This is a genomic window from Chelatococcus daeguensis, from assembly GCF_001887265.1.
Lineage (GTDB): Bacteria > Pseudomonadota > Alphaproteobacteria > Rhizobiales > Beijerinckiaceae > Chelatococcus_A > Chelatococcus_A sambhunathii.
Genome location: NZ_CP018095.1, coordinates 2,935,429 through 2,948,971, shown reverse-complemented (window position 1 = coordinate 2,948,971; position 13,543 = coordinate 2,935,429). Strand labels below are relative to the sequence as shown.

The window sequence follows — 13,543 nt, the reverse complement described above, 5'->3', positions numbered from 1 at the left end:
CCCGCATTCAGCCGCCGCAGGCGGCCGCCCGCTTGAGGAGGAAAGCCCTCTCGCGCTCGTTGCAGGTGAGGGCGGCCGCCTCCTCGAACGCCTGCCTCGCCTCGGCGAGGCGGCCGGAGCGGAAGAGGAAATCGCCCCGGGCCGCCGGCAGCGGCGCGTAGTTGCGCAGGGCGTCGGCGTCGACCGCCGCGAGGAGCGCAAGGCCGGCCTCGGGACCGAAGGCCATGGAATGCGCGATGGCGCGGTTGAGGTCGACCACCGGCGAGGGCATGACCTCGCGCAGCACGCCGTAGAGCGCGGCGATCCGCGCCCAGTCCGTCTCCTCGGCCCGCCGCGCCCGCGCGTGGCAGGCGGCGAGGGCCCCTTGCAGGGCATAGGGCCCGCGAGCCCCGCTCAGGGCCTCGGCGCGCGCGAGGGCGGCAAGGCCGCGGCGGATGAGGAGCTGGTCCCAGCGGGCGCGGTTCTGCTCTGTCAAGGGCAGGAGCATGCCGTCCGGCCCCAGGCGCGCGGCGAGGCGGGAGGCCTGCAGCTCCATCAGCGCCAGGAGGCCGAAGACCTCCGGCTCCTCGGGCATCAGGCCGGCCAGGATGCGGCCGAGGCGCTGGGCCTCCATGCACAGCGCAGGGCGAGTCAGGTCCGCGCCGGCCGTGGCGGCATAGCCCTCGTTGAAGATGAGATAGATCACCTTCAGCACCGAGGCGAGGCGCTCCGCCCGCTCCCTGCCGCGCGGCACCTCGTAGCTCAGCCCGGCCTCGCGCAAGGTCTTCTTGGCCCGGACGATGCGCTGGGCGATGGTCGGCTCGCCCGCGAGGAAGGCGCGCGCGATCTCGTCCGTCGTCAGGCCGCCGATGAGGCGCAGCGTCAGGGCTGCGCGCGCGTCGGGCGAGAGGACGGGGTGGCAGGCCGTGAAGATGAGGCTCAGCACCTCGTCGCCGACATCGTCGTCGAGCGCCGCCTCGAGCGCCGCCACAGGATCCGCGCCGTCCTCGGCGAGATCGCGGCCGATCTCGGCGTGCTTGCGCGTGAGCATCGCGGTACGACGCAGCCGGTCGATGGCCCGCCGCTTGGCCGTGGCCATCAGCCACGCGCCGGGATTCTGCGGCACGCCCGCCCGCGGCCATTCGGAGAGGGCGGCAAGGAGCGCGTCTTGCGCCAGCTCCTCGGCGAGGTCGACGTCCCGTACGATGCGGGCGAGGCCGCCGACCAGCCGCGCGCGTTCGATCCGGAAGACCGTCTCGATCGCGCGGTGGGTGTCGCTTGCCGCCATGCCTCCCGCTTAGGCGAGAAACAGGCGGCAAGGCAAGCATGGCGACGAGGGGATGCCTCAGCGTTCCGGCAGCCTCTCGCGCAGACGGTTGAGCCGCTCCCCGAATTCGGGGGCGAGCTCCTCGCCGAAATCGGTGGCATCGACCACGGGGCGGATCTCGATCTCGCTCGGCCCGGGCATCGGATTGGGGCAGCGCTTCACCCAGGCGACCGCCTCGTCCATGTCCTTGACCTCCCAGAGCCAGAAGCCGGCGACCAGTTCGCGCGTCTCGGCGAAAGGGCCGTCGATGATGGAGCGGTTGGGGCCGTCGAAGGCCACGCGCTTGCCGGCGGACGAAGGCTTCAGCCCGTCGCCGGTCAGCAGCACACCGGCGCTGATCAGCTCCTCGTTGTACTTGCCCATGGCCTCGAGCAGCTCGGCCGAGGGGATGGCGCCGGCTTCGCTGTCCTTGGTCGCCTTGACCATGACCATCACACGCATCGTCTCGTCTCCTTGTCTTCCGGAGAGGCCCCGATGGCCTTCCTGCCCCTACGACGAGCGAGCATCGCCGGGATCGACATGGCACGCGAAATTTTTTCGACCGAGGCACGGTGGAGGGCCGACAGCGGGTCACCGTCGCCCGGGCGGGTGACAATCCCGGCCGCCTCGCCGTAAACTGAGGGGTCCGCAACTGGCGACGGGAGGGAGGACATGCAGGACATCTTCGGCGACGAGCCGCGCAAGGGTCCCCTCGGCAAGAGTCCCCTCGCTCACGAGATCGGGCAGGATCTGTCGGCGCTGTCGCTCGACGAGCTCGAGGACAGGATCACGCTGCTCAAGGCGGAGATTGCCCGGCTCGAGGGGATGAGAGAGGCGAAGCAGGCTTCACGGCAGGCGGCGAACGCCTTCTTCCGCTGATCCATTCTGGATGATGGATCAGCCTGTGCCGTAGCGGGACGCGAGCGCCCTCGCTGGCACGCCGCAGCTTAACGGAGCGTTAAGGTTTCCGATTTATAACGGCAGCTATCCAGTCTTCTGGATGCCGAGTGGCTCCTGTCCACTCTGTTTGACGCCTCCCTGTTATCACTTCGGGCCGCCCCTCGGGCGGCTCTTTTTTGATACCCGCGCGGCGGGGCCGGGCGCCGGAAGCGCCAGGGAAATCTGATCAACACAAGAGGCTTGATCACCATTTCCGCTGCCGTGGATCGGTGAGGCCGACGTCGGGGCCGCTCCGCATGCATGCTCTTAAATTCTGCCGCTTTCTCTCCATCGGCAGTTTCGTTAACCTATTGCTGAGGTGATTGGCGGCAAACTTGCAACGTGTCTCCCGCAACGAGTGCAACGTTCCATTTCGGAGCAGCATGGTGGCGGAACCGAGGGAGGCGCGAGGAACCATGAGCGAACAGAGCAAGCTCCGCAGCGAGCACAACGACGATACGGCCCCCATTCCCTTCGGGCGCAGCTTCGTGGCTTCCGAGGCTTTTCGGTTGCTGTTCCGCGAGGGTATGGACCTGATCGAGGAATCGGCTGCCTATCTCGACGGGCCAGGCCGCGAGGAGAGCCGCCAACTGCAGAGGCAGGCAGCGCTCGCCTATGCCGCCGAGAGCATGCGGCTGACGACACGCCTCATGCAGGTCGCGTCCTGGCTGCTGCTGCAGCGCGCGGTGGCGGAAGGGGAACTGACGCCCGAGCAGGCGATGCAGGAAAAGCACAAGGTCAAGCTGACCTGGCAGAATTCACCGACGTCGGACGATCTGGTCTCGCTCCTGCCCGAGCGCATGCGCGAGCTCATCGACCATTCGCTGCGCCTGCAGGAGCGCGTGCTGCATCTCGACGCGCTCCTGAGCGGGGAAAGTCTGCTTACCTCGTCGACGAGCCCGGTCGCCCTGCAGCTCGGGCGTCTGCAGTCGGCCTTTTCCCGGCACTGATCACGACAGCCTCCCCGCGACAAGCAAAAGCCCCGGCGGCAGCGCCGGGGCTTTGCATTTGGGGAGAGAGGCGGAAGGCTCCGCCCCGCCCTTACTTCTTGCCGAAGCTGAGGCCGGCGAAACGGTTGTTGAAGCGCGAGACACGGCCGCCGCGGTCGAGCAGCTGCTGCGAGCCGCCGGTCCAGGCCGGATGGGTGCGCGGATCGATGTCGAGGTTCAGCACGTCGCCTTCCTTGCCGTAGGTCGAGCGCGTGACATATTCCGTGCCGTCGGTCATCACGACCTTGATGAAGTGGTAATCGGGATGCGTATCGCTTTTCATGGCGGTGTCCTTGTCCAACACTGCGCCGCACGCCTCGCGCCGGCAGCAGCGCATCGTGACGACGACGGATATTCCTGAAAGGTCGCGACCCTATAGCGCAGCGCCAAGTCGGACACAAGCAGGGCAGAAAGGCCAAAATCGCCGCGGGCGATCCGGCGAGGAGGAAAGGACGGGACGATGGCAGCGGGCAGGGGCCGCATGCGGATGGAGGGCGAAGCCGCGGACGGCGGGGCGGCGGGCGAGGGAAGGGGCGAGCGCGCGCCGATGGCGGCGCTGAAGCCGCTGGTGCCCTTCGCGCTCGCCTACCGTGGCCGCATCGCGGCGGCTCTCGTGGCGCTCGTCGTTGCTGCGGGCGCGACGCTTGCGCTGCCGCTGGCGGTGCGGCGAGTGATCGACGGCGGCTTCTCCGACCCCGACAGCGGCATGATCAATGCCTATTTCGGCATGCTCGTCATCGTCGTCGCCGTGCTCGCCGTCGCGAGCGCGGCCCGCTACTACATCGTCACGACGCTCGGCGAGCGCGTGGTGGCGGACCTGCGCACGGCTGTCTTCCGCCATCTCCTGTGGCTCGATCCCGGCTTCTACGACAGTGCGCGCAGCGGCGATCTCGCCTCGCGCCTCGCCGCCGACACGACGCAGATCAAGGCCGCATTCGGGGCGAGTGCCTCGATCGCGCTGCGCAACCTCTTTCTCTTCATCGGCGCGGCGACCATGATGGTGGTGACGAGCCCGCGTCTGTCGGCCCTCGTCCTCGCCGCCATCCCGGTCATCGTCCTGCCGCTGGTCGCCTCGGGGCGCAGCGTGCGCCGGCGCTCGCGCGCCGCGCAGGACAGGTTGGCCGACGCCTCCGCCTTCGCCACAGAGGCGGTCGGCGCCATCCGCACCATGCAGGCCTTCGGCGTCGAGGCAGCGACCGCCCGGCGCTACAAGGCGGCCGCCGAGGACGCCTTCGAGGCCGCGCGCGCCTCCATCCGCGCCCGTGCCTATCTCACCGCCGTCGCGCTCTTCCTCATCGCGGCGAGCGTCGTCGCCGTGCTGTGGTACGGCGCGCAGGACGTGCTCGGCGGCCGCATGAGCGCTGGGCGGCTGTCCCAGTTCGTGCTTTACGCGGTTTTCGCCGCCGGCGCGCTCGGCGAGCTCAGCCAGGTCTGGGGCGAGGTATCCCAGGCGGCAGGTGCGGCGGGCCGCCTGTCGGAGTTGCTCGCCACGCGTGCGAGCGTCGCCTCGCCCGCCTCGCCGGTTGCCCTGCCGCAGCCGCCGCGTGGCACGGTGGCCTTCGAGAACGTGTCCTTCGCCTATCCGAGCCGGCCCGAACGCTCGTCGCTGCATGCACTCGACTTCTCGGTTGCGGCGGGCGAGCGCGTTGCCATCGTCGGGCCGTCGGGTGCCGGCAAGACCACGGTGTTCCAGCTCATCCTGCGGTTCTACGATTGCCAGGGCGGCAGGGTGCTGGTCGATGGCGTCGACGTGCGCCGCGCGGACCTTGCGGCGCTGCGCAGCCGTATCGCCTATGTGCAGCAAGAGGCGGTCATCTTCGGCGCGAGTGTCGCCGACAACATCCGCTACGGCCGCCCTGATGCCTCCATGGAAGAGGTGCGCCGTGCAGCGGAGTTCGCGGCCGCCGACGCCTTCATCACGGCCCTGCCGCAGGGCTACGACACCATGCTCGGCGAGCGCGGCGTCACGCTCTCGGGCGGCCAGCGCCAGCGCCTCGCCATCGCCCGCGCCGTCCTGAAAGACGCGCCGATCCTCCTGCTCGACGAGGCCACGTCGGCGCTCGATGCCGAGAGCGAGCGCCTCGTGCAGGCAGCGCTCGACCGGCTGATGCAGGGCCGCACCACGATCGTCGTCGCCCACCGCCTCGCGACTGTCCAGTCCGCCGACCGCATCCTCGTCATGGACGAGGGGCGCATCGTGGAGGAGGGCACGCACGCGACGCTTGCGGTGCGGGGCGGTCTTTATGCCAAGCTCGCCCGCCTGCAGTTCGGCGACGTGCCGGCCGAGGTGCTCGCTGCGAAGTAGATTTTTGGAGCGGAGAAGGGCGGCCTCTTCTCCCTCCCCCCACGAAGTGGCGGGGAGGGTCGGGGTGGGGGGTGGTTCAGCAGGCAGGCGGCAGCGAATTCGGGGACGAGGGTAACGGATGCGCCGCTCAGGCGGCGCCGCCCCCCCACCCCTGACCCCTCCCCGCCGCAAGCGGGAGGAGGGGGACGGGTTGCTCCAGGCCCTCCGGTTCCTCCTATGCCGACCGTCACCGCTCGGTGAGCTTCAGCTCGATGCGGCGGTTGCGACGGAAGGCGTCTTCGGTGTCGCCGAGCTCGATGGGCTGGAATTCGCCGAAGCCGGCGGCGAGCAGGTGCTGGGGCGGCACGCCCTTCTCGACGAGATATTGCACCACGGAGATGGCGCGCGCCGCCGACAGGGCCCAGTTGGACTTGTACTGGCCGGTGCCTGACAGGGGGCGCTTGTCGGTGTGCCCGTCCACGCGCAGCACCCACGGGATGTCGGGCGGGATCTCGCGGGCGAGCTCGAGCACCGCGCTTGCAATCTTGTCGAGCTCGGCCGTTCCCGCGGGCAGAAGCGTCGCCTGACCGGTATCGAACAGCACCTCGGATTCGAACACGAAGCGATCACCGACGACTCGAATGTCCGAGCGGTTGCCGAGAATCTGCCGCAGGCGCCCGAAGAAGTCGGAGCGGAAGCGGGCAAGTTCCTGTACCCGCTGGGCAAGCGCGGTGTTGAGGCGCGAGCCGAGGTCGGCGATGCGAGCCTGGGACTGCTTGTCGCGGGCCTCCGACGCCTCCAGCGCCTCCTCCAGTGCTGCCAGTTGCCGGCGCATGGCGGCAAGCTGCTGGTTGAGCAGTTCGACCTGGGCAAGGGCGCGCGCGGAAATGTCCCGTTCTGCTGACAGCGCGCCTTCCAGTTCGCCGATGCGCCGGTTCGCCGCGTCGCCCTCGGCCGTACCGCTCGTGAGCAGGCCGGAGAGGCGGTTGCGCTCGGCTTCGCTCGCCGACAGCGTCGACTGGAGGACGGAGAGATTGTCCTGCAGCTCCTTCTTCGAGCCGCGCTCCAGGGCGAGAAGTTCGGTCAGCTCGGCGATCTGCTGGTTGAGCCGTTGCAGTGCGGTGTCCTTGCCCGAGATCTCCTGAGACAGGAAGAACTGCAGCAGCATGAAGACCGACAAGAGGAAGATGATGGCGAGAACCAGCGTCGACAGCGCGTCGACAAAGCCGGGCCAGTAATCGATCCGGCGGTCTGACCGGCGGGCGCGGGACAGGGCCATGCTAGTCGATCCGCGCGCGCTCGGCATTCAGGCGCTCGAGCAGCAGCTTGATCTCGCGCTGGTGGCTCGCCTGAGCCTCCACCCAGTCGCGGATCATCTGCTGCTCGGTGCGCATGTGCTGGACGAGGCCCTGAATGCCCTCCGCGAGATTGGCCATGGCATGGGTGGCGGCCCGCCCGCTCTGGCCCTCGCTGACGGCGGTGGTGAGCCGCTCCAGCGCCGCTGCGACATCCTGCCCGGCGGCAAGGGCCGGCGTGCCGGGCATGGCATCAAGCGTGACGTCGGCGACGGAGGCCGCGAGCCAGTCCTCCAACTCGGTGTAGAAGCGGTTCTGCGCCTGGCCCGCCTGAAGGTCGAGAAAGCCGAGAACGAGTGAGCCGGCGAGGCCGAAGAGCGAGGACGAGAAAGAAATGCCCATGCCGCCGAGTGGCGCGGCGAGGCCTGCCTTGAGCTCGTCGAAGAGGGCGCTCGCCTCCCCGCCGGTGCGCATGGACTGGATGACCTTGCCCACCGAGCTCACGGTCTCGAGCAGGCCCCAGAAGGTGCCGAGCAGGCCGAGGAAGACGAGCAGCCCGGCGAGATAGCGCGTGATGTCGCGGCTCTCGTCGAGGCGCGCGGCGATGGAATCGAGGATGGCCCGCAGGGTCGCCGTGGGCACGCCGCCGCGGCCGAAGCGGTCGCCGATCAGCGTCGCCATGGGTGCGAGCAGCACCGGCATGTCGGTGAGGGCGACGCCCTCGCCGCTGCGGCGCAGGTTGTTGACCCAGCGCACCTCCCGGAAGAGCCGGGCTACCTGCCGCAGGGCGAGCACGATGCCGATGAGCAGCACCCCAAGGATGATGCCATTCAGCGCCGGGTTGGTGAGGAAGGCCGACCAGATCTGGCGGTAGAGCACGAAGGCGAGGAAGCCCACCAGAATGAGGAAGACGCCCATGCGGACCAGGTAGATCCGGGGGGAGGAAAGCTTGAGGGAATCGCCGGCCGCCATCTCAAACCATCGGGTTGTGTCCGAAGGGACTATACACCCATGTTCGCCGGGGAATACCCGGCGATCAAGCCGGCACGCGTTGCGCGGCGTGCCGACAATGGCCCTTCGTCGCACGTCTTGTCGGCATCTTCGTGACTGTGCCGCAAGCTCACCGCGACCTGTCAGCGATCGCTCAGGCGCGTGCGCTCTTCAGCACGTCGAGCAGCTCGCGGTGGAGTGTCTCGTTGCCGCAGGCAATGGAGCCACTGGCGATGGGGTTGACGCCGCCGTCGGCGTCGCTGGCGAAGCCGCCCGCCTCGCGCAGGATGGCGAGACCGGCCGCCATGTCCCACGAGTTGAGGCCGCGCTCCCAGAAGATGTCGAGCCGCCCGCAGGCGACATAGGCGATGTCGAGCGCGGCCGAGCCCGAGCGGCGCACGCCGGCGGCGCGCACGGAGACGGCGGCAAGCTCGCGGATGAGCTGGCCATGGCCGCCCTTGCCCAGGTGCGGGATGCCGCAGCCGACAAGGGCCTGGGGCATCTCGCGCCGGGCCGAGACGCGGACGCGCCTGTTGTTGAGGAAGGCACCCTTGCCCTTCTCGGCGACAAACATCTCGTCCTTGATCGGGTCGTAGATGACTCCGGCCACCAGTTGCTCGTCGCGCTCGAGGCCGACCGAGATGGCGAAGTGCGGGAAGCCGTGCAGGAAATTCGTCGTGCCGTCGAGCGGATCGATGTGCCAGCGGTGGCTCTTGTCGCTTCCCTCGACGATGCCGCTTTCCTCCATCACGAAGCCATAGCCGGGGCGGGCCTTCTCCAGCGCCTCGCGCAGCGTCTTCTCCGCCTTGCGGTCGGCGGCGGAAACAAAGTCGCCCGGCCCCTTCAGCGTGACCTGCAGCGCCTCGACCTCGCCGAAGTCGCGCTTGAGCGAGCGAGCCGCCTTCATGACGGCGTCGGTCATCACGGTGATGAGGGGAGAGCGGATCATGCCTTGGGGTCTTTCGTCACTGGAATGGCGGCCGGGCGGCGGGTTTGCCCTCGCTGCGCGGCGGGGTCAAGGGCCGATGCCGAATTCGAGGCGTTCGGCCCGTTCACGGGCGGTGTCGGCGGCAGCCTTGCGCTGCGCATCGGTGAGGGTCTTGAGGGTATCGTCGAGCCAGCTGTCCGCGAGGCCCGCCTGCGCGGCCAGCATGTGCCAAGCGGCGGCCTCGACCAGGTCCGTCGGGCGGCCGCGACCGGCAGCGAGGATGCGCGCCAGGCGGTTCTGGGCGATGGGATTGCCGCGCCAAGCCGCTCGCTCGAACCAGCGCGCCGCCTCTTCCTCGCTGCGCGCGGTGCCATCGCCGTTGAAAAGCGCGATGGCATATTCCACCTGGGCCGGCAGGTTGCCGTTGTCGGCCGCGCGCGCCAGCCAGTTGGCCATCCTGATGCGGTCGACGGGCACGCCTCTGCCTTCGCGATAGAGTACCGCGAGCGCATATTGGGCATCGGCGATCTCGGCCTGCGCCGCCCGCTCGAGCAGGGCGACGGCCCGTTCGTCGCCGCCTTCGGTGCGACGCGGCAGCAGCAGCAGGGCGAGGTTGTAGGATGCGACCGGGTGGCCCTTGGCGGCAGCCTGTTCGAGCAGCGTCTCGGCCTGCGCCCGGTTCTTCGGGAGCCCCAGTCCATCCATGGCCAGCATGGCGAGGGCGAAAGTGGCGTTGGCATCGCCTTTTTCGTGGGCAAGCCGGTACCAGGAGGCGGCCTCCGCGAAGTCCTGCGGCACGGCAAGGCCTTGCGCATAGAGCTCGCCGAGCAGTGTCATGGCGGCCGTGTCGTTGCGATTGGCTTCCACACGCGCCGTCGCATATTTCAGGGCCGAGACATAAAGCCCGCGCTGGTAGGCGCCATAGGCGAGATCCGTGCGGTCGCTCGGCAGCGTCGGAATGAGGGGGGTGCTCTGCGGTGTCGGCAGCTGGGGAGCGCGTCCGGCCTCGGCCGGCGCTGCGCCTTCCGCAGGAGCGGGCAACGTTGGCGATGCGGCCGGCTGCGCGATGGCAGCGGTGGGGAGGAGGAGCGCGGCAAGAGCGACCGCCAGGCGCAACCTCATCGCTGCGGCACCTCGGCGGAGGCGAGCGCCCCGAGCGCGCAAGCCACGGCCTTGGCCGGCCCCTCGGGCGCGGACCAGACCGCATCGCCCACCGCGACGAACTCGACCCCTGTCTCCGCGAGCGGCGTTACGTCCTCGAGCGCCGGCGCGAAGGCGACGCAAGGCACGGCAAAGATCTCCGCCCACCAGGCCGCACGCTCCATCACCTGCGCGAAGGGGGGCAGGGTGGCATTGGGCAGCGGCTCGCCGAACATGACGTAATCGATGTCCATCTCGCCGGCGACCATGGCATCATGCTTGCTGCGCAACCCACCGATACCGACGATACGATCCGGTTTCATGGCCTCGAGCACCTCGCGGGCCGCCTCGACCTCGGCGGGCGAGCCGGTGCCCGCGATGTGAACGCCGTCCGCCCCGCCGCGCATGGCGATGACAGGGGCGCCCGAGACGACGACGGCGGCGCCCTCGTTCTGGGCGATGGGCGCGAGCGCCTTTACCTGCTTGATGGCCGTCCGCTCGTCGTTCGTGGCGAGCCGCAGCAGCACGGCCGCGATGTCGCCGACCCTGCAGGCCGCTTCGAGCTGTGGCGCGAAGGCCTCGACATCGGTCACGAAGGGCGAGACGAGATAGAGACGGGGCGTGAAGTCGGACATGGCCGTTGAGGTACCCGAGTAACGAGAGCCATGCCGGTCCGATTGCAGGGCAATCGACCGGCATCGGCTCCAAGGCGGCGTCGTCCGCGCCGGCTGCCGGCAGCGCGAGGTCGCAGGGAAGGACTCTAGAGCGCCGTGCCTGAAAGTGGAAACCTGTTTTTGAAACACCGAGGGCCGCCGTGCGGCGACCCTCGCGTCCTGCTCCGGTCCGGGAACCGGCCGGGCATGGATCAGGCGATCTTCGGGGCGAGCTCGCCGGAGCGGTAGCGCTTGGCCATCTCGGACAGGGAGACGGGCTTGATCCTGCCGGCCTGGCCCGCCGTGCCGAACTGCTCGAGGCGCTCCTTGCAGAGCTTGGTCATCGCCTCCATCGCCGGCTTCAGATATTTGCGCGGGTCGAACTCGCCCGGGTTCTCGGTGAGGATGCGGCGGATCTGGCCGGTCATCGCCATGCGGTTGTCGGTGTCGATGTTGATCTTGCGCACGCCGTGCTTGATGCCGCGCTGGATCTCTTCCACCGGCACGCCCCAGGTCTGGGGCATCTTGCCGCCGTACTTGTTGATGATGTCCTGCAGTTCCTGCGGCACGGAGGAGGAGCCGTGCATGACGAGGTGCGTCTCGGGCAGGCGGCGGTGGATCTCCTCGATCACGTGCATGGCGAGGATAGCCCCATCCGGCTTGCGCGTGAACTTGTAGGCGCCGTGCGAGGTGCCCATGGCGATGGCGAGCGCATCGACCTGAGTCTCCTTGACGAACTTCACCGCCTCGTCCGGGTTCGTCAGCAGCTGGTCGTGGCTGAGCTTGCCCTCGGCGCCGTGGCCGTCCTCCTTGTCGCCCATGCCCGTTTCGAGCGAGCCGAGCACGCCGAGCTCGCCCTCCACCGAGACGCCGCCGTAATGGGCCATCTCGGTCACCCGGCGGGTGATGCCGACGTTGTAGTCCCAGTCGGCCGGCGTCTTGCCGTCCTCCTTCAGCGAGCCGTCCATCATCACGGAGGTGAAGCCGTGCTGCATGGCGGTGACGCAGGTTGCTTCGTTGTTGCCGTGGTCGAGATGCATGCACACGGGGATGTGCGGGTAGAGCTCGACGAGCGCGTCGATGAGGCGGGCGAGCACCACGTCGTTGGCATACTGGCGGGCGCCGCGACTCGCCTGGATGATGACGGGCGCATCGACGGCATCGGCCGCCGCCATGATGGCGAGGCCCTGCTCCATGTTGTTGATGTTGAAGGCCGGCACGCCGTAGCCGTATTCGGCAGCGTGGTCGAGCAACTGACGCAGGGTGATGCGAGCCACTGTACTTCTCCGCTAGACTGGCCGGGCGGGCGTTGGTTGCCCGCCTCGTTATGGTTGCCGGGCCTTAGCCGGCGCGCAAGGCCTCGACACCGGGCAGGGCCTTGCCTTCCATCCACTCGAGGAAGGCGCCCCCCGCCGTCGAGACATAGGAAAAGGCTTCCGCGACGCCCGCGTGATTCAGCGCTGCGACCGTATCGCCGCCGCCGGCCACCGACACGAGCTTGCCGCCCGCTGTGCGCTCCGCAGCATAGCGAGCGGCTGCGACCGTGCCGGCGTCGAAAGGTGTCAGCTCGAAGGCGCCGAGCGGGCCGTTCCACACAAGGGTCGCAGCATCGTCGATGGCGGCGCGTACGCGCTCGATCGACTGCGGGCCGATGTCGAGGATCATGCCATCCTCTGGGATGGCGTCGAGGCCATAGGCTTGCGAAGGGGCGTTGGCCTCGAAATGCCAGGCCACCACCGCATCGACCGGCAGGATGATGGCGCAGTTGTGCGCCGACGCCTTCTCCATGATCTTCAAGGCCGTCGTCGCCAGATCCTTCTCGGCCAGCGACTTGCCCACGGCGAGACCCTGGGCGTGCAGGAAGGTATTGGCCATGCCGCCGCCGATGACGAGAGCATCGACCTTGGTGACGAGATTCTCCAGGAGGTCGATCTTCGACGATACCTTGGCGCCGCCGACGATGGCGACGACGGGTCGCTTCGGTGCTTCCAGCGCCTTGGCCAGGGCCTCGAGTTCGGCCTGCATCGTGCGTCCGGCATAGGCCGGCAGCACATGGGCGAGCCCTTCGGTGGAGGCGTGCGCCCGGTGGGCAGCGGAGAAGGCGTCGTTGACGTAAAGATCGCCGTTGGCGGCGAGCGCCTTCACGAAATCAGTGTCGTTCTTCTCCTCGCCCGCGTGGAAGCGGGTGTTCTCGAGAAGGACGATGTCGCCGTCCTTCAGGGCGTCGACGGCCTCGGTCGCCGCCTCGCCGATGCAGTCCTCGGCGAAGGCCACCGGCCGGCCGATGTGCTCGGCGACCGCGGCCGCGACCGGGCGAAGGCTGTCCTTGGGCTCGGGCTTGCCCTTCGGGCGGCCGAAATGGGCGAGCAGCACCACGCGGCCGCCGTTGTCGGCGATCTCGCGAATGGTTGGCACGACCCGCTCGATGCGGGTGGCGTCGCTCACGCGGCCATTCTCCATCGGCACGTTGAGGTCGACGCGCAACAGGACGCGCCTGCCCTTCACCTGCGCTTCATCGAGCGTGCGAAAGCTCCGGGTTCCAGGGCTCGATGTCCCATGGCTCATAATCCAATGCCTCCGGGCAGGAATTTGATGAGGGCGACGGTGAAGCTCGCGGCGAGTACCGCCGCGATGACCGCCGCGACGATGAGGGCGGAATAGCCCGGCAGCCGGGCGACGCGATCGTGCAGCGCGGCAAGGTCGCTCTGGCGGGCGAGTTCGCCAGAGAGGTTCGAGGTCGCCTGCACCTTGTCGTCGAGCCGCAGCATCAGCGCCTCACTGCGGGCGTGCTTCTCCTCGAGCCGTGCCGCCTTTTCCTCGATGCGGGCGAGCTGCTCCGCCAGGGAGCGGGCGCTCGGGGTGGCGGGGGGCGCCGGCGGGTCCTCGACGGGTGCGGGGGGAGCAGCCGGGGGCGGGGCTGGCGCAGGGGCTGGCTCGGCAGGGGGCGCGGCCGGCTCGGCATCAGGGGCTGATTGAGGCAGAAAGGGTTCGATGCGTTGGCCACCTGTGTCGCTCATTGCGGTCTCCAGCTCGCCCCCCG

General features: G+C 69.0%; 14 protein-coding genes. 3 read left to right on the top strand and 11 right to left on the bottom strand.

Annotation, left to right across the window (positions count from 1 at the left end; genetic code table 11):
- Positions 1–7: 7 nt before the first annotated feature.
- A complete protein-coding gene (locus BOQ54_RS14000; protein WP_071924115.1) occupies positions 8–1,267 on the bottom strand; it encodes an RNA polymerase sigma factor in 1,260 nt (419 codons plus the stop codon).
- A gap of 57 nt (positions 1,268–1,324) precedes the next feature.
- Positions 1,325–1,747, bottom strand: coding sequence for a YciI family protein (locus BOQ54_RS13995; RefSeq protein WP_071924114.1), 423 nt, complete (start codon positions 1,745–1,747; stop codon positions 1,325–1,327).
- 210 nt (positions 1,748–1,957) lie between these two features.
- Here BOQ54_RS13995 and BOQ54_RS13985 point away from each other — a divergent pair, with 210 nt between their 5' ends.
- Together BOQ54_RS13985 and BOQ54_RS13980 are read left to right on the top strand one after the other, a co-directional pair.
- The gene (locus BOQ54_RS13985; protein ID WP_019403323.1) at positions 1,958–2,164 is read left to right on the top strand and encodes a DUF1192 domain-containing protein; all 207 of its coding nucleotides are present in this window, start codon (positions 1,958–1,960) and stop codon (positions 2,162–2,164) included.
- A 476-nt stretch (positions 2,165–2,640) separates the two neighbouring features.
- Positions 2,641–3,174 (top strand): DUF1465 family protein, encoded by a 534-nt coding sequence (locus tag BOQ54_RS13980; protein ID WP_063185467.1) that lies wholly within the window; start codon positions 2,641–2,643, stop codon positions 3,172–3,174.
- Positions 3,175–3,265: 91 nt separating this feature from the next.
- Here the strand turns inward: BOQ54_RS13980 and rpmE are convergent, their stop codons facing one another.
- Positions 3,266–3,496, bottom strand: a complete 231-nt coding sequence (rpmE, locus tag BOQ54_RS13975) for a 50S ribosomal protein L31 (protein WP_026015329.1) — start codon at positions 3,494–3,496, stop codon at positions 3,266–3,268.
- A 204-nt stretch (positions 3,497–3,700) separates the two neighbouring features.
- Between rpmE and BOQ54_RS13970 the strand changes: the two genes are divergently transcribed.
- Positions 3,701–5,518, top strand: coding sequence for an ABC transporter transmembrane domain-containing protein (locus tag BOQ54_RS13970; protein WP_071924515.1), 1,818 nt, complete (start codon positions 3,701–3,703; stop codon positions 5,516–5,518).
- 226 nt (positions 5,519–5,744) lie between these two features.
- On the opposite strand, the gene BOQ54_RS13965 is transcribed toward BOQ54_RS13970, so the two are convergent.
- From BOQ54_RS13965 to BOQ54_RS20065, 8 genes are all read right to left on the bottom strand, one after another.
- A complete protein-coding gene (locus tag BOQ54_RS13965; RefSeq protein ID WP_055457668.1) occupies positions 5,745–6,776 on the bottom strand; it encodes a peptidoglycan -binding protein in 1,032 nt (343 codons plus the stop codon).
- Position 6,777: 1 nt separating this feature from the next.
- Complete coding sequence (locus BOQ54_RS13960) at positions 6,778–7,764, bottom strand: hypothetical protein (RefSeq protein ID WP_055457667.1); 987 nt, start codon at positions 7,762–7,764, stop codon at positions 6,778–6,780.
- Between the two features lie 172 nt (positions 7,765–7,936).
- On the bottom strand, positions 7,937–8,731 hold the full coding sequence (locus BOQ54_RS13955; RefSeq protein ID WP_071924112.1) for an inositol monophosphatase family protein: 795 nt from the start codon (positions 8,729–8,731) through the stop codon (positions 7,937–7,939).
- Positions 8,732–8,797: 66 nt separating this feature from the next.
- Positions 8,798–9,832 carry a tetratricopeptide repeat protein gene (locus tag BOQ54_RS13950; RefSeq protein ID WP_071924111.1) on the bottom strand — a complete coding sequence of 345 codons (1,035 nt, stop codon included), beginning with the start codon at positions 9,830–9,832 and terminating at the stop codon, positions 8,798–8,800.
- Positions 9,829–10,485, bottom strand: coding sequence for a thiamine phosphate synthase (locus BOQ54_RS13945; RefSeq protein ID WP_071924110.1), 657 nt, complete (start codon positions 10,483–10,485; stop codon positions 9,829–9,831). Before BOQ54_RS13945 ends, BOQ54_RS13950 begins: the two co-directional genes overlap by 4 nt.
- A 230-nt stretch (positions 10,486–10,715) precedes the next feature.
- On the bottom strand, positions 10,716–11,780 hold the full coding sequence (gene fba / locus BOQ54_RS13940) for a class II fructose-bisphosphate aldolase (protein ID WP_055457663.1): 1,065 nt from the start codon (positions 11,778–11,780) through the stop codon (positions 10,716–10,718).
- A gap of 64 nt (positions 11,781–11,844) precedes the next feature.
- Positions 11,845–13,068, bottom strand: a complete 1,224-nt coding sequence (locus BOQ54_RS13935; RefSeq protein WP_071924109.1) for a phosphoglycerate kinase — start codon at positions 13,066–13,068, stop codon at positions 11,845–11,847.
- A complete protein-coding gene (locus BOQ54_RS20065; protein ID WP_157672310.1) occupies positions 13,065–13,520 on the bottom strand; it encodes a hypothetical protein in 456 nt (151 codons plus the stop codon). The genes BOQ54_RS13935 and BOQ54_RS20065 overlap by 4 nt, the downstream gene beginning before the upstream one ends.
- Between the last annotated feature and the right edge of the window lie 23 nt (positions 13,521–13,543).

What these genes read in the sequence shown, in the direction of transcription:
- BOQ54_RS14000 (WP_071924115.1), bottom strand. Translation starts at nt 1,267, where the DNA reads ATGGCGGCAAGCGACACCCACCGCGCGATCGAGACGGTCTTCCGGATC.
- BOQ54_RS13935 (WP_071924109.1), bottom strand. Translation starts at nt 13,068, where the DNA reads ATGAGCCATGGGACATCGAGCCCTGGAACCCGGAGCTTTCGCACGCTC.
- BOQ54_RS13970 (WP_071924515.1), top strand. Translation starts at nt 3,701, where the DNA reads ATGGAGGGCGAAGCCGCGGACGGCGGGGCGGCGGGCGAGGGAAGGGGC.
- BOQ54_RS13955 (WP_071924112.1), bottom strand. Translation starts at nt 8,731, where the DNA reads ATGATCCGCTCTCCCCTCATCACCGTGATGACCGACGCCGTCATGAAG.
- BOQ54_RS13965 (WP_055457668.1), bottom strand. Translation starts at nt 6,776, where the DNA reads ATGGCCCTGTCCCGCGCCCGCCGGTCAGACCGCCGGATCGATTACTGG.
- BOQ54_RS20065 (WP_157672310.1), bottom strand. Translation starts at nt 13,520, where the DNA reads ATGAGCGACACAGGTGGCCAACGCATCGAACCCTTTCTGCCTCAATCA.
- BOQ54_RS13960 (WP_055457667.1), bottom strand. Translation starts at nt 7,764, where the DNA reads ATGGCGGCCGGCGATTCCCTCAAGCTTTCCTCCCCCCGGATCTACCTG.
- BOQ54_RS13980 (WP_063185467.1), top strand. Translation starts at nt 2,641, where the DNA reads ATGAGCGAACAGAGCAAGCTCCGCAGCGAGCACAACGACGATACGGCC.
- rpmE (WP_026015329.1), bottom strand. Translation starts at nt 3,496, where the DNA reads ATGAAAAGCGATACGCATCCCGATTACCACTTCATCAAGGTCGTGATG.
- BOQ54_RS13985 (WP_019403323.1), top strand. Translation starts at nt 1,958, where the DNA reads ATGCAGGACATCTTCGGCGACGAGCCGCGCAAGGGTCCCCTCGGCAAG.
- BOQ54_RS13950 (WP_071924111.1), bottom strand. Translation starts at nt 9,832, where the DNA reads ATGAGGTTGCGCCTGGCGGTCGCTCTTGCCGCGCTCCTCCTCCCCACC.
- BOQ54_RS13945 (WP_071924110.1), bottom strand. Translation starts at nt 10,485, where the DNA reads ATGTCCGACTTCACGCCCCGTCTCTATCTCGTCTCGCCCTTCGTGACC.
- BOQ54_RS13995 (WP_071924114.1), bottom strand. Translation starts at nt 1,747, where the DNA reads ATGCGTGTGATGGTCATGGTCAAGGCGACCAAGGACAGCGAAGCCGGC.